Origin of the sequence: Micromonospora sp. MP36, assembly GCF_008119785.1 — a bacterium.
GTDB lineage: Bacteria > Actinomycetota > Actinomycetes > Mycobacteriales > Micromonosporaceae > Micromonospora.
The window spans coordinates 13537-33685 of sequence record NZ_VSFA01000028.1 but is presented as its reverse complement, the minus strand read 5'-3'; the positions used below and the strand labels follow the sequence as shown (position 1 = coordinate 33685).

Annotated in this window: 18 protein-coding genes; 5 read left to right on the top strand and 13 right to left on the bottom strand. The window is 74.6% G+C overall.

Annotation, left to right across the window (positions count from 1 at the left end; genetic code table 11):
* The first annotated feature begins 4 nt into the window (after nt 1-4).
* A complete protein-coding gene (locus FXF52_RS19760) occupies nt 5-382 on the top strand; it encodes a DUF742 domain-containing protein (RefSeq protein ID WP_089010347.1) in 378 nt (125 codons plus the stop codon).
* Nucleotide 383: 1 nt separating this feature from the next.
* Nucleotides 384-977 carry an ATP/GTP-binding protein gene (locus tag FXF52_RS19755; RefSeq protein WP_148798684.1) on the top strand — a complete coding sequence of 198 codons (594 nt, stop codon included), beginning with the start codon at nt 384-386 and terminating at the stop codon, nt 975-977.
* A 343-nt stretch (nt 978-1320) separates the two neighbouring features.
* Here FXF52_RS19755 and FXF52_RS19750 read toward each other — a convergent pair whose 3' ends face one another.
* On the bottom strand, nt 1321-3660 hold the full coding sequence (locus FXF52_RS19750; RefSeq protein WP_148798682.1) for a transposase: 2340 nt from the start codon (nt 3658-3660) through the stop codon (nt 1321-1323).
* Between the two features lie 40 nt (nt 3661-3700).
* On the bottom strand, nt 3701-4654 hold the full coding sequence (locus FXF52_RS19745) for a DNA primase (RefSeq protein WP_148798680.1): 954 nt from the start codon (nt 4652-4654) through the stop codon (nt 3701-3703).
* 149 nt (nt 4655-4803) lie between these two features.
* Here FXF52_RS19745 and FXF52_RS19740 point away from each other — a divergent pair, with 149 nt between their 5' ends.
* Nucleotides 4804-5145, top strand: a complete 342-nt coding sequence (locus FXF52_RS19740; RefSeq protein ID WP_148798677.1) for a PadR family transcriptional regulator — start codon at nt 4804-4806, stop codon at nt 5143-5145.
* 31 nt (nt 5146-5176) lie between these two features.
* Here FXF52_RS19740 and FXF52_RS19735 read toward each other — a convergent pair whose 3' ends face one another.
* The 10 genes from FXF52_RS19735 to deoC form a co-directional block, all read right to left on the bottom strand.
* Nucleotides 5177-5848 carry a permease prefix domain 1-containing protein gene (locus tag FXF52_RS19735; RefSeq protein ID WP_148798675.1) on the bottom strand — a complete coding sequence of 224 codons (672 nt, stop codon included), beginning with the start codon at nt 5846-5848 and terminating at the stop codon, nt 5177-5179.
* Between the two features lie 60 nt (nt 5849-5908).
* Complete coding sequence (gene cydC / locus FXF52_RS19730) at nt 5909-7966, bottom strand: thiol reductant ABC exporter subunit CydC (RefSeq protein ID WP_255472131.1); 2058 nt, start codon at nt 7964-7966, stop codon at nt 5909-5911.
* Entirely contained in the window at nt 7966-9642 is a 1677-nt protein-coding gene (gene cydD, locus FXF52_RS19725; RefSeq protein WP_148798673.1) for a thiol reductant ABC exporter subunit CydD, read from the bottom strand. The genes cydC and cydD overlap by 1 nt, the downstream gene beginning before the upstream one ends.
* A complete protein-coding gene (locus tag FXF52_RS19720) occupies nt 9639-10646 on the bottom strand; it encodes a cytochrome d ubiquinol oxidase subunit II (RefSeq protein WP_148798671.1) in 1008 nt (335 codons plus the stop codon). Before FXF52_RS19720 ends, cydD begins: the two co-directional genes overlap by 4 nt.
* Nucleotides 10647-10657: 11 nt before the next feature.
* The gene (locus tag FXF52_RS19715) at nt 10658-11905 is read right to left on the bottom strand and encodes a cytochrome ubiquinol oxidase subunit I (RefSeq protein WP_148798669.1); all 1248 of its coding nucleotides are present in this window, start codon (nt 11903-11905) and stop codon (nt 10658-10660) included.
* A gap of 100 nt (nt 11906-12005) precedes the next feature.
* Complete coding sequence (locus FXF52_RS19710) at nt 12006-12911, bottom strand: M56 family metallopeptidase (protein ID WP_148798667.1); 906 nt, start codon at nt 12909-12911, stop codon at nt 12006-12008.
* A gap of 10 nt (nt 12912-12921) precedes the next feature.
* On the bottom strand, nt 12922-13353 hold the full coding sequence (locus FXF52_RS19705; protein ID WP_148798665.1) for a BlaI/MecI/CopY family transcriptional regulator: 432 nt from the start codon (nt 13351-13353) through the stop codon (nt 12922-12924).
* Nucleotides 13354-13544: 191 nt separating this feature from the next.
* The gene (locus FXF52_RS19700) at nt 13545-14369 is read right to left on the bottom strand and encodes an aldehyde dehydrogenase family protein (protein ID WP_148798663.1); all 825 of its coding nucleotides are present in this window, start codon (nt 14367-14369) and stop codon (nt 13545-13547) included.
* The gene (locus tag FXF52_RS19695) at nt 14362-15792 is read right to left on the bottom strand and encodes an aldehyde dehydrogenase family protein (RefSeq protein WP_148798661.1); all 1431 of its coding nucleotides are present in this window, start codon (nt 15790-15792) and stop codon (nt 14362-14364) included. The genes FXF52_RS19700 and FXF52_RS19695 overlap by 8 nt, the downstream gene beginning before the upstream one ends.
* Nucleotides 15793-15797: 5 nt before the next feature.
* Nucleotides 15798-16757 (bottom strand): deoxyribose-phosphate aldolase, encoded by a 960-nt coding sequence (gene deoC, locus FXF52_RS19690; protein WP_148798660.1) that lies wholly within the window; start codon nt 16755-16757, stop codon nt 15798-15800.
* 136 nt (nt 16758-16893) lie between these two features.
* Here deoC and upp point away from each other — a divergent pair, with 136 nt between their 5' ends.
* Nucleotides 16894-17526 (top strand): uracil phosphoribosyltransferase, encoded by a 633-nt coding sequence (gene upp / locus FXF52_RS19685; protein ID WP_148798658.1) that lies wholly within the window; start codon nt 16894-16896, stop codon nt 17524-17526.
* A gap of 157 nt (nt 17527-17683) precedes the next feature.
* On the top strand, nt 17684-18361 hold the full coding sequence (locus FXF52_RS19680; protein ID WP_148798656.1) for a GPP34 family phosphoprotein: 678 nt from the start codon (nt 17684-17686) through the stop codon (nt 18359-18361).
* Between the two features lie 105 nt (nt 18362-18466).
* Here FXF52_RS19680 and FXF52_RS19675 read toward each other — a convergent pair whose 3' ends face one another.
* Complete coding sequence (locus FXF52_RS19675) at nt 18467-20134, bottom strand: phospho-sugar mutase (RefSeq protein WP_148798654.1); 1668 nt, start codon at nt 20132-20134, stop codon at nt 18467-18469.
* Nucleotides 20135-20149 lie beyond the last annotated feature (15 nt).

Sequence of the window (20149 nt, the reverse complement as noted above, 5' to 3'; positions counted from 1 at the left end):
CGACATGGTCGATCGTGACGAGCCGACCGGCGCGTTGGTCCGTCCATACGCCGTGACCCGTGGTCGTACCCGTCCCCGGCTCGAGATCGCCCTGGAGGCGCTCGTCGAGACGACGGTGCGCGGCCGGGCCGTTGCCAGTGGCAATGGCGGCCAGGGTCGTGAGCACCAGTACATCGCCGCGCTGTGTGACGGACGCGTGCAGTCGCTCGCCGAGATCGCGGCGCGGATGCAGCTTCCGCTCGGCGTGGCCCGGGTGCTCATCGCCGACATGGCGACGGACGGCCTGGTCGCGGTCCATGAGCCGACCATCCTGGACGACTCGGACGACGCGGTGGGCACTGAACTGCTGGAGAGGGTGCTGAGTGGACTTCGCAGGCTCTGACATGTCGCACCGGCCGCCGGCCCCGAGCGGGCGCGTGACGTCGGCGAAGATCGTTATTGCCGGTGGGTTCGGCGTCGGCAAGACGACGCTGGTCGGTTCGGTCTCGGAGATCACGCCGCTGACCACCGAGGCGATCATGACCTCCGCCGGCGTAGGCGTCGACGACACCCGGCAAGTGCCGGGCAAGACGACGACCACGGTGGCAATGGACTTCGGTCGTATCTCGATCGATCGCGACCTGATCCTGTACCTGTTCGGTACGCCGGGTCAGACGCGGTTCTGGTTCATGTGGGACGAGCTGGTCCGGGGCGCCATCGGTGCCGTGGTCCTGGTCGACACCCGCCGGCTGGCCGACTGCTTCGCCGCGATCGACTTCTTTGAGCACCGGCGGCTGCCGTACCTGGTCGCCATCAACTGCTTCGACGGCATGCAGTACCACGACCCGCAGGACGTCCGGGACGCGCTGGCGATCTCCCGCGACGTGCCGGTGGTGGCCTGCGACGCCCGCAACCGGGAGTCGACCAAGCATGTGCTGATCTCGCTGGTCGAGTACGTGCTGACCATGCGGCGTTCCCGGGCGACCGCCCCCGCCTGACCGCTGTACCGAAGCGCCCGGTGACTGGTCACCGGGCGCTTCGTACTGTCCAGCATCGGCGGTCGGGCGCTGCCGGCCTCATCCCGACGTCAGGAGTACCGGGTCCAGCTGCCCTGGGTCCGGGTGTGGACGCCCAGGGAGTCGGTTCCCTGCCGCCGTGCCACGGGGGACGCGAAGGCGTACGCCCCGGCGATGCCCTCGGTCACCTGCATCTGCCTGCACGCCCGCACACGGTAGGTGCTGGTCGCCGTCCGGGCCGCCGTGGGGAGGGGCTGGACCGAGTCCGAGGCGTACGGGCCGAAGCCCCTGAACCCGCGGTGCACGCAAATGGATGCGGCGTCGGTCAGGACCGGTAACCGGCGGACCGGTACTCGTACTCCCGCTCGTCGTCGCGGTCGCCGGTGTCACGGCTGAAGTCCCAGCCGCCAGCCGCCTCCCGGCCGGGGCGGCCACCGACGGCGAAGCCGCCGATCTCCTGACCGCGCCGCCAACCCCGGAAGTAGCCCGTGGTGTTCTCGGCGAGGCTGGCCGCGTTCCGGACGATCCGCAGTGGGCGCTCGTCGCGCAGCGGCGAACCGGGCACCAGGTTGGCCTGCGGGACCCGCTTCGGCAGGCCGGCCTTGGTCTCCGTGCCCACCGACGGGCGGGCCGCCTGCTGGGCGGCCTGCCAGCCGGTGTCCGCGGTGCTCGACCAGTCCAGGTCGGCCTCGTCGCCGTGCCCGACGAACCAGGCGGACTTCGCCTGGGCGAAGATCAGCAGGTCGCCGTCGCCCTCGTCGGACACCGGCGGGGGCCGGTGCTCCTTCGGTGCGGGGCGCTGCTCCGGCGGGGTGGGCAGGTCGGCGCGGGGCGCTGGGCGGCCCGGCCGGGCGGACTCCGGCCGGTCGACGAGCCGCAGCGAGGGGGCCTCCAGGCCCGGGTCGGTCGGCGCGTCCAACTCGTCCCGCAGCGCCCGGTCGGCCAGCGGCGGCGGCTCCACCAGGCGGAGCATCGGCGGCTCCTGCGGCAGATCGTCGGCGAGCCAGGGCGGGGTGACCCGGCTGGTGCCCGGATCGCTCGGCGCGTCCACGCCCCGGCCGTACGGGTAGCCGGCCGGCGCCTCCGCGGCGCGGTCGTCCTGGTCTTCGCCCGGGTTGACCAGGGGCCAGTTGGCCCGCGAGCCCGGGGGAGCGGACTCCTGGTTCGGGCGCGGGGTCGGCACCGGGACGCTCAGGTCGGTGGCGCTGAACCCCCCGGTCGGCGGCTCCTGGTTGGTCTTCGGCCGGGGTGGGATGACGGTCCGCTGCCGCTCGGCCCGGGCGCTGTTGATCGCCGCCGTGGTCAGCGTCGGGCGGAACGGCTCGCCGGCCTCGGCCGGCGGCACCTTGCCCCGCTGGGCCGGGGGGATCGGGGTGATCCCGGGCGGCGGCGGGGGCGGTGCGGAGATCGGCCGGTTGGTCGGGGCGTCCGCCCGTTGCGGCAGCGGCGCCCCGGCCGGCTCGGTGTGCGACGGTGGCGCGGACGTCGGCCGCCCGCTGGCGGCGGCGGCCGGGGTGACCGGGGCGGGGGCGACGGGCGGCGGCGCGACCGGTGCCGGGGCGACCGGCGGCGGGCCGAGCGGCCGGGGCGTCGCAGGCGCGGCCGGGCCGGAGACCGGCTCGGGGCGGCCACGCCGGCCCACCGGCTCGGGCTCGGCGGGTCGGACCGGCCGCAGGCCGGTGCTGCCGAGGGCGGGTCGTTCGTCGACCGGCTCGCCGCGTCGGGTGGCCCGGCGGCCCGGTGCCGGGGCGGGCGTGGTGACCCGGGCGCTGAGCGCGCCGACCAGGGCCGCGCAGCCGGCGTCGCACGCCCGGACGGCGGAGACCGCCTGCCGGACCGTCTCCGCGACGGCGGCGGTGAGCGCTCGGTTGACGGCGGCCCGGCGGGGCGTCTCGGCGATGGCGACCCGCAGCGCGGTGACCGCGTCGTTGATGGTGTCGGCGTCCGCGACGCCCTCGTTGGCAAGGTGCGCGGCGACCGCGTCCGCGGCGACCCCCACCTCGCGGCCCCGGGCCACCGTGCCGCTCAGCATGCCGGGCTCCGGCAGGGCGTCGAGCACGGCCAGGGACACCGGCTCGGCCGGGTCCGGGTAGGCGCGGAGGGCGGCCGGGTAGAGCTCACGGAGCACCTCGCGCAGCGCCACGGCGGCGGAGTGCCGCCCGCTGGCCAGCGCGGCGTGCGCGGCGAGGACCTGCTTGTAGCCTGCGAGATCGCGGGGGGCCGGCAGGGTGACCGCGGAGAGGGCGCCGGCCTGCAGCGCCCGGGCCAGTCCGACCGCCCGGCGCTCGGCCGGGGGCGACTGCATCTCGTCCAGCGAGTCGTCGTCGGCGAAGCGCTCGGCGAAGTCGTCGACCGAGTCGTCGTCGGCGATCGCCAGCGGTCGACCGGCCGCGCTGAGCAGCGAGGTGACCGTGTGATCGTCACTGTCGGCGGCGATGGCCGCACCGCTCGGCCCGCCCGACCGCTCCACGAGCAGCGCGACCAGCTGGGCGTAGCCAGCGGGGTCGTCGCCGATCTCGCAGACATGCAGCAGACGGCCTGCGTCGTCGACCACAGCGGACGTCAGCGTCGATCCGGCCGAAGCCGGCCGGTCGGCCGGATCCGCCGAGGCCAGACCGCAGTACACGCGCACGAGCGCCACGGCGTCGTCCTCCTCCCGGGACACAGGTCTTGCTCTGCCAGAGACTGATGCTCCCCGGTCCGGGTCAGTCGCGCCAGTCCACAACGGCAGAGATCTTGCCGACAATGGTGCGCCAACCCAAACTTGCGGTTTGTGCCCCGATTTTCTTCAGCCGGCGCCGACCCAGGAAACCACCGATTCCACCGTTGACGCTCGACCGCAGCGCCTCGTCCAAGTCGTCCAGACTCGAGCCTGCGGAGAGCATGTCCAGCACGGCGGGTAGCCGCAGCGCGTACGCCAGGTCACGGGCGATCTCGCCGGCCTCGATCAGGAGCGTGGGATCCCATGCGTCGTGGCCGCCGCGGAGGTTCTCCACCACGAGGTCGAGCTCGTAGGTGTCCTCGTCCAGCGGGGCGATGTCGGCCGGTTCCAGCCGTTCGGACAGTTCATCCCAGCTGTCCAGTTGAGACAGGTCGTTGGGCGCACCGGAACGGATGAAACTGACCAGCGACTCCGGGGACTTGAACAGCAGCAGCTTGCCGCGGTGGCTGAGGAAGATGGGCACCTCCTCGTCGCCGGTGTCCTCGTCCGCCTCGTCCTCGTCGTCGGCGTCCTCGTCGTCGGCGCCCTCGTCCTCCTCGGCGGCCTCGGCGTCCTCGTCCGTGCCGCGCCGGCGACCCTTGGCGCGCTTCTCGTCCTCGTCCTCCTCGGCGGCGAGGGCGGCGAACTCCTCGTCGAGGATCACCACCTCCTCGTCGTCCTCGGTCTCGACGACCTGGCGCCGGGCCAGGAACGGATCGTCCTGGTCGCGCTCGGCGACGTCGGTCGGGGTCAGCTCCCGCGCCGGTCGGTACGCCCGCAGGGTGAAGCCGGTGCCGGCGGGCAGGGCGATCTCCACCGGGTCGATCCGCAGCTCGTCCCAGAGCGCGCGGTCCGCCGCCGGACGGTCGACCTCGACCTCGTCTTCGGCGGCCGACGGGGTGGTGTCGTCGAGCTCGGGCTCGTCGGCGTCGGGCCGGTGGGGCGACTGGCGGGCCACGCTGACCTCCGTGTGCTGTCGGGTTGCCCACCCGGCGACGCCTCCGGCCGCCGAGTGACTCTGCGCACATACCCTAGTGGGCGACCCGGCGCGACCGGGAGCCGCACCCCGGTGGCATCTCGACCGGCGGACAAGTAGTCTTGCTACACATGAAGGCCCAGGCGCTGCACGGACACCTGGACGCGCTGCTGCTGGCGGTGCTGGAGCAGGGCGCCCTGCACGGCTACGCGATCATCGAGGCGCTCCGGGCCCGCAGCGGCGGCACCCTGGACCTGCCCACCGGCACCATCTACCCGGCCCTGCGCCGCCTGGAGCGGGCCGGCTACGTGGCCAGCTCGTGGAGCACCGTCAACGGGCGGGAGCGGCGCACCTACCAGCTCACCGAGGCCGGCGGCCGGGCGCTTGCCGGCGAACGGGCCGGCTGGCGCGAGTTCAGCGCCACGGTCGGTCGGTTCCTCGGCCCGGCCGAGCCGCCGGGCGCCCCGGCCTGACCGCCCCGCCGGACGAGCTGCCGGCTCGGCCTCAGCGGGTGGTCAGCAGCCAGCAGCGCGCCGCCCGGGCCAGCGCGAACCAGCCGACGCTCACCAGCACCGCGCCGATGATCATCGGCGGCCAGGTGAGGGCCGCGTCCCAGAGGCCGACCGACCAGCCGAACACCGCGCTGCCGGCGACCGCGCCGAGCGCCAGCCCGCCGGTCAGCCCGAAGCCCACCGCCCGCGCCAGCCGGGGGAGGCGGGCCGACCCGTACCGGGCGGCGAGGACCCCGAGCAGCAGGCCGGCCAGCGCCAGGCCGGCGATCAGCGCCCAGATCCCGTTGAGCGCGGCGGACAGCAGCAGATAGCCCGCCGGCGGCCGGGGTCCGTCGCTCCAACTCGCCCCCCGCCAGGTCAGGTCGCCCCCGGCCATCAGCAGCACCGCCACCGCCAGTGCCCGCAGCGCCAGCCGGCGCAGCGCCCCGGCCGCCAGCTCGGCCTGGTAGCCGGGCACGAGCTGGGCGGAGCTGCCGAACTCGGCCACCGCCCGCCGCCCGGCCTCCGCCGGGGGCAGACCGTCCTCCTGGTACGCCTCGACGGCGTCCAGCAATGCGTGCCGCGCCTCGGTCAGCAGGTCGGCCTTGAGGCTGGCCGGCCCGTGCAACTGGCCGGCCAGCTCACGCAGCCGCTCCTCCACGAGCCCGTCCGCGTACCCCCGCATGGGTCCCACCCTGCCACCCTGCGGCCCGGTCCGCGTCCGGGGTTTTCCCGGAGGGGACGGTCAGGGTGCCAGCGCCAGGTAGCCCCGCTCCGCCGCCTCCTGGCGCAGCCACTGGTCGCGGTACCAGCCCGGCTGCGCCACCAGTTCGTCGTGCCGGCCGCGCTGCACCACCCGGCCGGCGTCGAGCACCACGATCTCGTCCAGCTCGGCGAGGCCGCTGAGCCGGTGGCTGATCAGCAGCACCGAGTGGTGGGCCGGCGTGGCGGCCAGGGCCGAGGCCAGCACGGCGTCTGCGGCGGCCGGGTCGAGACCCTCGGTCGGCTCGTCCAGCACCAGCACCGCCGGGGCGGCCAGCAGGGCCCGGGCCAGCGCCAGCCGCTGCCGCTGGCCGCCGGAGAGCTGTCCGCCCTGCTCGCCGACCACGGTGTCCCAGCCGTCGGGCTGGTCGCGTACCCAGTCCAGCAGGCCGGCCGCCCGGGTGGCGGCGGCCAGTTCCTCCTCGCTCGCCCGCGGCCGGCCCAGCAGCAGGTTCTCCCGGACCGAGGCGTGGAAGACGTACGCCTCGGCGAGCAGGCCGCCGATCGCCCGGGGCAACTCCTCGGCCGGGTACGCGGACACCTCCGCCCCGTCCAGGCTGACCCGGCCGGCGGCGGGGCGTACCGCGCCGGTGAGCACGGCCGCCAGGGTGCTCTTGCCGGCGCCGCTCGGCCCGACCACGGCCACCCGGCGGCCGGCCGGCAGGTCCAGCTCAACCCCGTCCAGCGCGGGCGCCGCCCCCTCGCGGTACCGCACGGTCACCCCGGCGAACCGGACGTCGTGCCGGTCGCCGATGACGGTCGCCGGACCGGCGGCGCGGGCCGCTGCGGGGGCGGTGAGCAGGGCGGCCACCCGGGCCAGGCCGGTGCGGAGCTGGGTCCACTGCCGGGCGGCGCCGACCAGGGCGAGGGCGATCTCGACCGCGGCGAGGGTGCCGACGGCGAGGACCCCGACCAGCACCCCGCCGACGCCGGCGCGCAACGCCACGACGACCACCGCGGCGGCGGTGAGCCCACTGACCAGGACCCCGGTCGCGTCGACCGCGAAGCCGGTCGCGGCCAGCCGGCGCTCCAGCCGGGCGAGGCGTCGGGCCCGGCCCTCGGCGGCGGCCAGCGCCCGGTCGGTCGCGCCGAACGCGGCCAGGTCGGCAGCCCCGTGGGTCAGGTCGACGGCGTCCGCGGCGAGCGCCCCGCGTAGCGGGGCCACCTCCTCGGCGGCCCGGCGGGTCAGCGTGGTGGCCAGCGCGGGCAGCGCCACCCCGGCGACCAGCAGCCCGAGGGCGAGCACGCCGGCCGCCGGGAGCGAGATCAGCGCGGCGCTGCCGACTGCGAGCAGGCTCACCAGCGCGGCGGCGGATCCCGGTACGAGCACCCGCAGCAGCAGGTCCTGCACCGCCTCCACGTCGGAGACGAGCCGGCTCAACGCGTCCCCGGTCCGCTGCGCGGCGGCGTCGCGGCGGGCGGCGAGGGTGGCGAACACCCGGGCCCGGACGTCGGTGATCATGCGGAGCACCGCGTCGTGCCCGGCGAGCCGTTCGGTGTAGCGGAACACGCCCCGGCCGACGGCGAGGGCGCGGACCGCGACGATGGCCACGGTCAACCGGTCCAGCGGCGGCCGGCCGGCGGCGCTCATCAGCAGCCAGGTGGCGGTGGCCATCAGGGCCAGCCCGGCGAACTCGGTGGCCGCGGCGAGCAGCCCGGCGCCGACCAGCCGGCCCAGGTACGGCCGGGCCAGCCGCAGCACGGTCCACTCGGCGCGCGCCCCGCCCCTGCTTGCCGCGGCCGGCGTGCCGGCGGCCGTCGGGGCGGGTCCGTCCGGCAACAGCTCTGGCGCGCTCGCCTCGGCGGCGATCGGCGCGCCGACGTCGCGTGCGGCCGGGGTCACGCCGTCCCGCGAGACGCCGCCCGGCACGGCCCGCACCGGCTGGTCGGGCCGCCCGGGCACCACGTCGCCGCCGGAGACGACCCCCGGCTGCTCGGGGCTGCCCGCCACCATGCCGTCGTGTGGCTCGGGCCGCCGGGGAGCCGGGTCGTCCGGCCGCCCGGGTCCGGGCCCGGCGCCGGGCTGGTCGGGGCCGCTCATCAGGTCACCTTCCCGGCCGGCACCCGGCTCAGCTCGGTGACCCGGCCGTCCTCGACGCGCAGGATGCGGTCGGCGTCGGTCAGCAGCGCGGGCCGGTGCGCCACCAGCAGCGCGGTACGCCCGGCGACCAGCCGCCGGGTGGCGGCCAGCACCACCGCCTCGCTGGCCGTGTCCAGCCGGGCGGTCGGCTCGTCGAGGAGCACCAGCGGGGCGTCCCGCAGGAACGCCCGGGCCAGCGCCACCCGCTGCCGCTGCCCGCTGGACAGGCCGTGGCCGCGTTCCCCGAGCGGGGTGGCCAGGCCCTCGGGCAGCCCGGCGACCACCTCGTCCAGCGCCGCGTCGGTGACCGCCCCGGCCAGGGCGGCGTCGGCGGCGTTCGGGGCGCCGAGGCGGATGTTGTCGGCCAGCGACCCGGCGAACAGGTGGGCCCGCTGCGGCACCCAGGCGACCTGGCGCCGCCAGGCGTCGAGGTCGACGTCGGCCAGGTCCACCCCGGCCACGGTGACCCGGCCGGCGGTCGGGGTGACGAAGCCGAGGAGCAGGCCGAGCAGGGTGGTCTTGCCGGCCCCGCTGGGCCCGATGATCGCGACCCGCTCGCCGGGCCGGATGGTCAGCGTGACGTCGCGCAGCGCGGTGGTCCGCTCGTACGCGACGGTGACGCCCTCGAAGCGGATCTCGCCGTCGCCGCCGGGCGGCGGCACCGGCTCGCGGGCGGGCGCGGCGGCGGCCGGCGGGGCGGAGAGGGTGAGCGCCTCGTCCAGCGCGGTCAGCCCCTCCATGCTGGCGTGGAACCGGCTGCCCGCGGCCCGCAGCGGCAGGTACGCCTCGGGGGTGAGCAGCAGCACCAGCAGCGCGGTGGAGAGGGTGATCCCGCCGCCGAGCAGCCGGATGCCCACCGGCACCGCGACCAGCGCCACCGACAGGGTGGCGACGAGTTCGAGGACCAGCGCGGAGAGGAACGCGATGCGCAGCGTCTTCATGGTGGCCTGCCGGTGCCCGTCGGCCATCCGGCGGACCACGTCGACCTGGGCCCGGGCCCGGCCGAACGCGCGCAGCGTGGGCAGCCCGGCCACCATGTCCAGGAAGTGCCCGCCGAGCAGTGACAGCCGTCGCCACTGCCGTTCGGTGGCGGCCTGCGCCTGCCAGCCGAGCAGCGCGCCGAAGACCGGGATGAGCGGGATGGTCAGCGCGATGATCAGCGCCGAGCTCCAGTCGGCGAGGACGATCCGGCCCAGCACGGCCAGCGGCACGGTCACGCTCAGCACGAGCTGCGGCAGGTAACCGGTGAAGTAGGGGTCGAGCGCGTCCAGGCCACGCCCGGCGAGGGTGGCGAGCTGCCCGGCCCGCTGCCCGGCGACCCAGGTGGGGCCGTGCCGTCCGACCGCGCGGAGCAGGTCGGCGCGGAGGGCGGCCTTCACGGTCGCCGCCACCCGGGCGGCCACCGTGCCCTGCGCCCAGCTCACCAGCGCGCGGGCGGCGACCGCGGCACCGAAGCCGGCCAGCGCCGCTTGGTGCAGTCGCCCGTCGATCGCCGTCGCCAGCAGCGTGGCCAGCGCGGTGGCCTGCGCGACCACCAGCAGCGCGGTCAGCCCGCCCAGCACCGCGAGCACGGCGAGGTCGCGCCGGGCCGCGGGGACCCGGCGCAGCAGCTGCGGGTCGAACGGGCGGCGATTCACCAGTACACCGGTGCCCTGCCGTCGGTCCGTCCCCGGAACACCCACCAGCACATCGCCTGAAAGCCTAGTAGGGCCGGCAGCAGCGGCAGCGCGAGCCAGCCCAGCAGGGACAGGGTCGGACCGCTGGCCGCGGCGTCCGCGACGGTCAGCGAGGCGGCCGGGTCGACCGTGGAGACCAGGATCCGGGGCCAGAGGGCGGCTCCGATCAGCGCCACCGGCAGCGCCAGCGCCGCGCTGGTCGCCGCGAAGGCCACCCCGGCTCGGCCCCGGCCGAGCGCCGCGCGGGCCACCAGCAGCGCCGCGACCAGGGCCGACAGCAGCAGTACGGCGACCGTCGGGCGCGCCACGGCGGCGCGTACCCGGTCGGAGAGCAGGCCGAGCACGGTGGCCGCGGCGAGCGCGATGAGCGCCGCCGGCACCAGCCCCCGGGCCAGCCGGGCGACCGCCGGGGCGTGGGTGGCGGGCAGCCGGAGGGTGAGGAACGTCGCACCCTGCACGGCGATGAGCGCCAGCGTCGCCAGCGCGACGGCGGCCACGAACGGGGTGAAGAGGTGGCCTGCGCCGGCGACGTGCCCGTCCGCCGTCGGCGGTACGCCCTGCAGCAGCCCGCCGAGCACGGCGCCCCAGCCCAGGGCGGCGAGCACGCTGCCGGACACGATCACCCGGTCCCAGCCGGCCCGGGCCGACCCGGCGCGCGGCCGGCTGCGCAGTTGCACCCCGGCGGTCACCAGCACCACCCCGGCGAGCGCGCCGAGCACGGCCGGGTAGAGGCCGGAGAGCAGTTCGCCCTCCAGGGTGGGGAAGGCGCCGAACAGGATGCCGACGGCGGCGACCAGCCACACCTCGTTGCCGAGGAAGAACGGCCCGACGGCGTTGAGCGCGGCCCGCCGGGCCTCGGGGGTGGCACCCCGGGCGAGCAGCAGGCCGACGCCGTAGTCGTAGCCGCCGAGGACGAGGTAGGTGGCGAAGAAGAGGCCGAGCAGGGCGTACCAGGCGAGTTCCACGGCGGGCTCCCTCAGGCGAACACGGGGTGGGGGTGGGTGTCGGTGTCGGGCGCGGGCGGGCGGCCGAGGGCGGGGTCGTGTGCGCCCCGGGCGGCGTGCCGGGCCAGCAGGACCCAGTTGGTGACGGCGAGGGTGCCGAGCAGCAGGGTGAAGCCGATCAGCGAGGTGAGCATCAGCCCGGGGCTGACCGGCGAGACCGCCTGCCCGGTGGGCAGCAGCCCGTACGCCACCCAGGGCTGGCGCCCCACCTCGCGGGCGATCCAGCCGAGGATCACCGCGACGAAGGGCAGCGGCACGGCGAGCAGGATCAGCCAGAGCGGGAACTTCAGCCGGATGATCCAGTCCCGCCAGAGCAGCGGCACCACCAGGATGCCGAAGAACAGCGCCATCCCGATGAGGATCATGAAGCCGAGGCCGACGTTGGACAGGGTCGGTGGGGTGTAGTCGCCCGGCCCGAACTTCGCCGTCCACTCGGCGATCAGGGCGTCCCGGTCGGCGCCGCCGCCGAACTTGGTGGGCTGGAGTTCCCCGACCGGGCCGAACTGCGCGAAGCCGAACCCGATCAGGAAGACCACCGCGACCGCGAAGGTGAGCAGACCGAGCCGCAGGGACTTCCGGAAGAGCGCGAAGTCCGGGGTGCGCCGGATCAGGTGCCAGGCGCTCACCGCGGCCATCAGCATCCCGCCGGTGACCAGGCTCGCCGACACCACGTGCCCGAAGGCGAAGGTGAGGGTCGGGTTGGTGAGCAGCGCGCCGAAGTCGGTGAGGTGGGCGACGCCGTCGCGGACCTCGTACCCGACGGGGTGCTGGAGCCAGGCGTTCGCCACCATGATCCAGAACGCGGAGGCGTACGCGGTGAGCGCGACCCCCCAGAGCAGCGCGAGGTGGACGCCGCGGCGCAGCCGGTGCCAACCGAAGATCCACATGCCGAGGAACGTGGACTCGAGGAAGAACGCGACCAGCGTCTCGATGGCCAGCGGTGCGCCGAAGACGTTGCCGACGTAGCGCGACAGGCCGCTCCAGTTCAGCCCGAACTGGAACTCCATCACGATGCCGGTGGCGATGCCGAGCACGTAGTTGATCACGTAGAGCTGGCCCCAGAAGCGGGTCAGCCGTTCGTACACCGGTTTGCCGGTGATGAAGCCGGCGGTCTGCAGCGCGACCAGCAGGGTGACCAGGCCGAGGGTGACCACCACGAAGAGGAAGTGGATCGAGGTGGTGGTGGCGAACTGCAGGCGCGCGAGGAGCAGGGGATCCATGGCCGTTCTCCCACGGGTTGACTCGCTTGTCATAGCGAGCCTACACGTAGCTTGCCTACCTATTAGACCGGCCCGGATCGAAGGAGGAATCGGGTATCGGTCAGTTCAGGAAGAGGGCGATCGGCAGCGCGGCCAGGGTGGTCGTGACGGCCAGCGCGGTGGCGCCGAGCAGCCGCGGCGTCCGGTCCGGGACCAGCAGCCGCTGCACCCGTACGTCGAGGTCACGGTCGCCGAGGCCGAGCGCGCCGGCCGGCGTGATCCGGTGCCCGGCGGCGGCGAACCGCCGCAACGCCCCGGCCAGGGGTGCCTCGGCGTGCAGCTCGCGGGCCTTGTCGTCGGCGCGCATCTCGACCAGCAGGGCCACCCGCTCGTGGGCGTGGCGCACCCACCGGAACCAGGGCAGCGCCCGGCAGAGCGCGGTGAACGGCAGCAGCACGAGATCGTGCCGCTCCTGGGCGTGCGCCCGCTCGTGCGTCAGCACCGCCGCCAGTTCGGCCCGGTCCAGCAGGCTGAGCGTGCCGGCGCTGACCACCACCCGGGGCTTCACCCCCGGCAGGCAGTACGCGGCCGCGCTCGGGTGGTCGAGCACCAGCGCGCCCGGCACGGTGGGGTCCCGGCGGGCGACCAGGCTGAGCAGGTCCCGGTGCCGGCGCTGCGCCCGGACCGTGCCGTAAACGCTGCGCACGGTCGTGGTGAGCAGCACCGCGCCGATGCCGAAGCCCACCCCGACCAGGCCGAGGTGGACCGCCCCGACCCCGGCCGGCAGCGTGCCGTGCGCCAGGTCGGTGCCGAGGGCGACCAGGGCACTGCCGGTCGGCTGGTCGTACGCGGCCAGGCCGAGCGCCATCGGCAGGCCCATCGCGGAGAGGCCGAGCGCCAGCCCGACCGCCTGCCAGCAGACGATCGCCACCCGTGGCGCGCGCCAGGTCCACGTCGAGGCGGCGAGCACCTCCGCGGTCAGCCAGCAGGCCAGGATGCTCGCGGCGAAGTGCAGGGCGTACGCCACGGCCGCCGCCCTACCGGTCCGTCGCCTCGTCGGCGAGCGGCGGCTGCCCGGCCTGCGGGTCCTCGACCCGGTCCGTCAGCCCGGCCTCGGCGCTCAGCGCCGCGCGCAGCACCTCCGCCTCGGTGCCGGTCACCGAGCGGGCGAAGCGCACCAGCGCGGCGTCCCGGCTGCCGCCGAGGTCGAGGGCGTCGAGCATGAGCTGGGCGATGTGCGCCTCCCGGCTGCCCGCGGCGCGGTACCGCCAGGCCCGGCCCTCCCGCTGGCGCTGCACCATGCCCTTGCCGGCGAGCCGGTCGAGCACGGTCATCACCGTCGTGTACGCCAGCTCGCGCCCGTCCAGAGCGTCGGCGACCTCGCGGACGGTCACCCCGTCCGACGTGCCCGGGACCATGTCCCACAGGACGTCCATCACCGCACGTTCGAGATCACCCAGCCGAGTCACGCCCCAATCCTACCCCCCGTAGTAGACCCCCTCCGCCCCGCCTGGACGGAGTGGCCTCATACATGGAAAGAGTGGCCATCCGCCACGCGGAGACCACTCTTTCCGTGAACTAGTGCGATCTTGAGGAGGAAAACCCCGCTGACCGAGGACCCAACGCTGGGCACCAGCCACCGAGCCGGAACCCCCCAAGCTCAGACACCCTTCGGATGCCACACAGTCTTCGTCTCCAGCAGCACAGTCATCCGCCCCACGCCCGGATCCGCGAACCAGTCGTGATCGGCCGCCGCCGGCCGGAGCACCCGCTTCAGGTTCTCCGCCGCCTTGACCTCCAGCTCGGCGGCCAGTTCGGCGTCACTCACCCCGGTCAGGTCGATCGCGTTGACGTCCATGTGCGCGGCCAGCGTGGGCACCGTCTCGGTGATCCGGCCGGTGAGGAGGTTGACCACCCCGCCCGGCAGGTCGGAGGTGGCCAGCACCTCGGCCAGGGCCACCGCCGGCAGCGGCTGCGCCGGGGAGGCCGCCACCACCACGGTGTTGCCGGTGACGATCGCCGGGGCGATCACACTGACCAGGCCGAGCAGCGCCGGCGCCTCGGGGGCCACCACCGCCACCACGCCGGTCGGCTCGGGCGCCGACAGGTTGAAGTACGGCCCGGCCACCGGGTTCGCGCCGCCGTACACCTGGGGGAGCTTGTCGGACCAGCCGGCGTACCAGACCCAGCGGTCGATCGCCGCGTCCACCTCGGCGGCCGGCACGCCGAGCGCGATGAACTGCTCCCGGCGGCCCTCCAGCATCTCGGCGACCCGGTAGAGGATCTGCCCGCGGTTGTACGCGGTCGCCCCGGCCCAGCCCTTCACGGCGGCCCGGGCGGCGACGACCGCGTCACGCGCGTCCTTGCGGGAGGCCAGTACGACATTGGAGTCCTGCACGATGTACGACCGTCCCGACTCGCTGCGCGGGAACTTCCCGCCGATGAAGAGCTTGTACGTCTTGCGTACCGCGACCCGCTCAGACATTGAGGTACGCCTCCAGCCCGTGCCGGCCGCCCTCGCGGCCGTAGCCCGACTCCTTGTAGCCGCCGAACGGCGAGGTGGGGTCGAACTTGTTGAACGTGTTGGCCCAGACCACGCCGGCGCGGAGCCGGTCGGCCAGCCACAGGATGCGGGAGCCCTTGTCGGTCCAGATCCCGGCCGACAGCCCGTACGGGGTGTTGTTCGCCTTCTCCACCGCCTCGGCCGGGGTGCGGAAGGTGAGCACGGACAGCACCGGCCCGAAGATCTCCTCCCGGGCGATCCGGTGCGCCTGGGTGACCCCAGTGAAGATGGTCGGCGCGAACCAGAAGCCCCGCTCGGGCAGCTCGCAGGCGGGCGACCAGCGCTCGGCGCCCTCGGCGGCGCCGGCCTCGGAGAGTTCGCGGATCCGCTCCAGCTGGGCGGCCGAGTTGATCGCCCCGATGTCGGTGTTCTTGTCCAGCGGGTCACCGACCCGCAGCTGGGCCATCCGGCGCTTCAGCGACTCCAGCACCCGGTCGGCGACCGACTCCTGGACCAGGAGGCGGGAGCCGGCGCAGCAGACGTGCCCCTGGTTGAAGAAGATGCCGTTGACGATCCCCTCGACGGCCTGGTCGACCGGCGCGTCGTCGAAGACGATGTTGGCGGCCTTGCCGCCCAGTTCGAGGGTGAGCTTCTTGCGGGTGCCGGCGACCGCGCGGGCGATGGCCTTGCCGACCTCGGTCGAGCCGGTGAACGCGACCTTGTCCACGCCCGGGTGCTCGACCAGCGTCCGGCCGGTGCCGCCGGCGCCGGTGACGATGTTGACCACGCCGGCCGGCAGGTCGGCCTGCTGGCAGATCTCGGCGAAGAGCAGCGCGGTCAGCGGGGTGGTCTCGGCCGGCTTCAGCACCACCGTGTTGCCGGCGGCGAGCGCGGGGGCGATCTTCCAGGCCAGCATGAGCAGCGGGAAGTTCCACGGGATGACCTGGGCGGCCACCCCGAGCGGCTGCGGGGCCGGCCCGAAGCCCGCGTGGTTGAGCTTGTCGGCCCAGCCCGCGTAGTAGAAGAAGTGCGCGGCGACCAGCGGGACGTCGACGTCCCGGGACTCCTTGATCGGCTTGCCGTTGTCCAGCGACTCGAGCACCGCCAGCTCGCGGGAGCGCTCCTGGATCAGCCGGGCGATCCGGAACAGATACTTCGCCCGGTCGCGGCCCGGCATCGGACCCCAGACCTTCTCGTACGCCTTGCGCGCGGCGCGGACCGCGCGGTCCACGTCCTCGCTGCCGGCCTCGGCGACCTCGGCGAGGACCTCCTCGGAGGCCGGGTTGATCGACTTGAAGCTGCCGCCGTCGACCGGGTCGACGAACCTGCCGTCGACGAACAGGCCGTACGAGGGCTTGATGTCCACCACCGAGCGCGACTCGGGGGCGGGTGCGTATTCGAACATCGCGCTCAGTCCAGGGTGAAGTAGTCGGGACCGGAGTAGACGCCGGTCGTCAGCTTGGTCCGCTGCATCAGCAGGTCGTTCAGCAGGCTGGACGCGCCGAACCGGAACCAGTCCGGGTCCAGCCAGTCCGGGCCGACGGTCTCGTTGACCATGACCAGGTACTTGATCGCGTCCTTGCTGGTCTTGATGCCGCCGGCCGGCTTCACGCCGACCTGCCGCCCGGTGGCGGCGCGGAAGTCGCGGACCGCCTCCAGCATCACCAGGGTCACCGGCGGGGTGGCCGCGACCGGGACCTTGCCGGTGGAGGTCTTGATGAAGTCGCCGCCGGCCAGCATGGCCAGCCAGGAGGCCCGCCGCACGTTGTCGTACGTGGCCAGCTCGCCGGTCTCCAGGATCACCTTGAGGTGGGCGTCCCCGCAGGCCTCCTTGGTGGCCACGATCTCGTCGTAGACCTCCTGGTAGCGGCCGGCCAGGAACGCGCCCCGGTTGATCACCATGTCGATCTCGTCGGCGCCGGCCGCGACGGCGGCCCGGGTGTCGGCGAGCTTCACCTCCAGCGGGGCCTGGCCGGACGGGAACGCGGTCGCCACGCTGGCCAGGTGCACGCCGGATCCGCGCAGCACCTCCGCCACGTACGGGACCATCGACGGATAGACGCAGACGGCGCCGACGTGCGGGCAGGACGGGTCGGCCGGATCGGGGCGCAGCGCCTTGGTGGCGAGCGCCCGCACCTTGCCGGGGGTGTCGGCCCCTTCCAGGGTGGTCAGGTCGACCATCCGGATCGCCAGGTCGATCGCCTGGGCCTTGGCCGTGGTCTTGATGGAGCGGGTGCCGAGTTGTGCCGCCCGCTGCTCCGCGCCGACCTGATCCACGCCTGGCAGGCCGTGCAGGAAGGTCCGCAGAGCGGTCTCGGATCGTCCCAGCTCGGAGAGGTCCGACCGGGCCGACGTCGCTGTCGCCGTCATGCCGTGAATAGTACGCATCACCGCCGGGTGCGATCTTGATCACGATGGCGCGATCGTGAGTGCCACACGTGAGCGGGGTCGCTGGTCACCCGGCACCTGCGGTGCGCGGCCGGCCCGACCGGTAGGTTGAGCGTTCGTGGACGTACACGTCATTGACCACCCGCTCGCCCAGGCGCGGCTGACCGCGATGCGGGACGCCCGGACCGACTCGGCGTCGTTCCGGGCCGCGCTGCACGAACTCACCACGATGCTGGTGTACGAGGCAGCGCGCTCCTTCCCCGTCGAGAAGTACCCGATCCAGACCCCGGTCACCGCGACCGAGGGCACCCGGCTGGCGAACCCCCCGCTGCTCGTGCCGGTGCTGCGGGCCGGTCTCGGCATGGCCGACGCCGCCCTCGGTCTGCTGCCCGAGTCGTCCATGGGCTTCGTCGGCCTGGCCCGCGACGAGCAGACGTTCGAGCCGCGTGCCTACATGGAGTCGCTGCCCCGCGACCTGAGCGGCCTGCCGGTGCTGGTGCTCGACCCGATGCTGGCCACCGGCGGCTCGCTGGAGCACTGCTGCCGGCTGCTCGCCGACCGCGGTTGCACCGACATCACCGTGCTCTGCGTGCTCGCCGCGCCGGTCGGAATCGAGCGGCTGGAGCGGTCCGGCCTGCCGCTGCGTCTGGTCACCGCCTCGATCGACGAGGGCCTCAACGACCGGATGTTCATCGTCCCCGGCCTGGGCGACGCCGGCGACCGCCAGTTCGGCGGCATGCCCCGCTTCTGACCAACCCTCGGCCGGCTCCGTCGACCGAGGCGCAGATTCCCGGAAAGAGGGCCCATCCGGTGAGGAATGCGCCCTCTTTCCGTGAATCAGTCGACCGCGCGAGCCGCGTGGGGCGAGTCCGTGCACGAGGTGCGGGAAGCCGCTACCGTTCCGGGCCATGACTGGTGTTGCGCTCGCCGAAGAGTTGCTGCTCCTCGCCTACGACGACGAAACCGGCAAGGCGACCATGCCCCGGATCAGCCTGGACCTCGGGATGGCCGCCGCGGTGCTGGTCGAGCTGGCCCTGGCCGGCCGGATCGCGTACGCGGACGGGTCCCTGGCGGTGACCGACCCGGCCCCGACCGGCGAGCCGATCGCCGACGAGGTTCTCGCCCGGATCGCCGCCGACACGCCGCACACTCCGTCGTCCTGGGTGCAGCGGCTGCGGCACGGCCTGCGTGACCGGATCCTCGGCGACCTCTGCGGGCGGGGCGTGGTCCAAGACATCGACGAGACCGAGCTGGGCTTCATCCACGTGCACCGGTACCCGGTGGCGGACGCCTCGGTGGAGGCGGACATCCGCCGCCGGCTGGCCGAGGCGCTGACCGAAGGCCAGGTGCCCGACGAGCGGACCGCGGCGCTCGCCACTCTGGTGGCGGTGCTGCGGATGGAACCGGCGCTCGGCCTGACCGGCGAGGACGCCCGGGACGCCCGCCGCCGGCTGGAGGAGATCGCCGGCGGCGCCGGCTTCTCCGGCAACGTCAGCCTGGACGACTCTGTGGTCCGCCCCTCCATCGGCCTGGTCGTCGCCGCCCTGGCCCAGGCCGTAGACGCCGCCCTCGGCAAGCGCCCCTAACCCACTTGCCCTGCCCCCTGCCCCAGCCCGTCGATCATGAGTTAGCGGCGCCGGAAAAGCTTTCCGCGCCGCTAACTTCATGATCACGTTGGGTGGGCGGGTGGGTCAGAGGCCGAGGGCGGTGGCGATCTCGGTGCGGAGGGCGGTGACGGCGGCCTGGGCGCGGGTGCGGGCCGTGGGGACGTCGCCGTTCGCGACCGGCTCCACCACCTCCAGGTACGCCTTGAGCTTCGGCTCGGTGCCGGAGGGACGGATCACCACCCGGGCCGCGTCGGTCCGCAGGATCACCACGTCCGCGCCGGGGAGCAGGTCCTGCGCCTCGGTGACCCGGTGCCCGAGCAGCGTCTCCGGGGTGGCCGCCCGGATCCGGGCCATCATCCCGGCGATCTCCCGCAGGTCGTCCACCCGGACCGACAGTTGGTCGGTGTGGTGCACGCCGAACTCGGCGGCCAGCTCGTCGAGCCGGTCGGTGAGCGTACGGTCCTGGGCCTTGAGACCGGCGGCCAGTTCGGCGACGGTCAGCGCGGCGGTGATGCCGTCCTTGTCGCGGACGTGCTCCGGCGCGACGCAGTAGCCGAGCGCCTCCTCGTACCCGAAGACGAGCGGCTCGCTTCCGCCCCCGGCCCGGACGATCCACTTGAACCCGGTCAGCGTCTCGTCGTACGGCAGGCTCCGGGCGGCGCACATGGCCCGGAGCAGGGACGAGGACACGATGGTGGTGGCGTACAGGCCGGTCACCCCGCGGCGCATCAGGTGGTCGGCGAGCAGCGCGCCCACCTCGTCGCCGCGCAGCATCCGCCAGTTGCCCGCACCGTCCGGGACGGCGACGGCGCAGCGGTCCGCGTCCGGGTCGTTGGCGATGGCGAGGTCCGCGCCCGTGTCGCGGGCCAGCGCGACCAGCCGGTCCACCGCGCCCGGCTCCTCCGGGTTGGGGAAGTTCACCGTCGGGAAGTCGGGGTCCGGCTCGGCCTGGTCGGGCACCACGCCCGGCACCGCGAACCCGGCCCGCGTGAAGGCGGCGGTCAGCACCGCGGCGCCCACCCCGTGCAGCGGGGTGTACGCCACCTTCAGGTCGCGCCAACCAGCCGGGTCGATCACCGCGGTGGCCCCCTCCACGTACGCGGCGACCAGGTCGTCGCCGAGCACCTGGCCAGCCGGGCCGAGCGGCACCTTCGCCAGCGGGCCGACCGCCCGGATGGCCGCCTCGATGCCGGCGTCGGCCGGTGGCACGATCTGTGCGCCCGCACCCAGTTCGCCGCCGAGCTGTGTGCCGAGGTAGACCTTGTAGCCGTTGTCCTGCGGCGGGTTGTGACTGGCGGTGACCATGACGCCGGCCACCGCGCCGAGGTGCCGCACCGCGAACGCCAGCACCGGGGTGGGCAGCGGGCGGGGCAGCAGCAGGGCCCGGCGACCCGCGCCGGTGGCGACCTGGGCGGTGCGCTCGGCGAACGCCCGCGAGCCGTAGCGGGCGTCGTACCCGATGACCAGCGGACCTTCACCGCCCTGGTCGGCGAGCCAGGTGACCAGCCCGGCGGCGGCCTGGGTGACGACCGCGAGGTTCATCCCGTTCGGGCCGGCGCGCAGCGGACCACGCAGCCCGGCGGTGCCGAATGTCAGGTGCCCGGCGAACCGGTCGGCCAGCTCGGGGCCGCTGCCCGGCAGTCCGTCCAGGACCGCCCGCAGCTCGTCCCGGCTGGCCGGGTCGGGGTCGTCGTCGAGCCAGCGCTGGGCCCGGTCGCGAAGCTCGTCAAGATCAGTGGTTTCCGCCGCCATTGCCTCTTGATAGCA

Bases quoted from the DNA above. Each gene is read 5' to 3' on its own strand.
- FXF52_RS19760 (WP_089010347.1), top strand. From the start codon at position 5: ATGGTCGATCGTGACGAGCCGACCGGCGCGTTGGTCCGTCCATACGCC.
- FXF52_RS19755 (WP_148798684.1), top strand. From the start codon at position 384: ATGTCGCACCGGCCGCCGGCCCCGAGCGGGCGCGTGACGTCGGCGAAG.
- FXF52_RS19740 (WP_148798677.1), top strand. From the start codon at position 4,804: ATGAAGGCCCAGGCGCTGCACGGACACCTGGACGCGCTGCTGCTGGCG.
- FXF52_RS19735 (WP_148798675.1), bottom strand. From the start codon at position 5,848: ATGCGGGGGTACGCGGACGGGCTCGTGGAGGAGCGGCTGCGTGAGCTG.
- cydC (WP_255472131.1), bottom strand. From the start codon at position 7,966: ATGAGCGGCCCCGACCAGCCCGGCGCCGGGCCCGGACCCGGGCGGCCG.
- FXF52_RS19715 (WP_148798669.1), bottom strand. From the start codon at position 11,905: ATGGATCCCCTGCTCCTCGCGCGCCTGCAGTTCGCCACCACCACCTCG.
- FXF52_RS19700 (WP_148798663.1), bottom strand. From the start codon at position 14,369: ATGTCTGAGCGGGTCGCGGTACGCAAGACGTACAAGCTCTTCATCGGC.
- FXF52_RS19695 (WP_148798661.1), bottom strand. From the start codon at position 15,792: ATGTTCGAATACGCACCCGCCCCCGAGTCGCGCTCGGTGGTGGACATC.
- deoC (WP_148798660.1), bottom strand. From the start codon at position 16,757: ATGACGGCGACAGCGACGTCGGCCCGGTCGGACCTCTCCGAGCTGGGA.
- FXF52_RS19680 (WP_148798656.1), top strand. From the start codon at position 17,684: ATGACTGGTGTTGCGCTCGCCGAAGAGTTGCTGCTCCTCGCCTACGAC.
- FXF52_RS19675 (WP_148798654.1), bottom strand. From the start codon at position 20,134: ATGGCGGCGGAAACCACTGATCTTGACGAGCTTCGCGACCGGGCCCAG.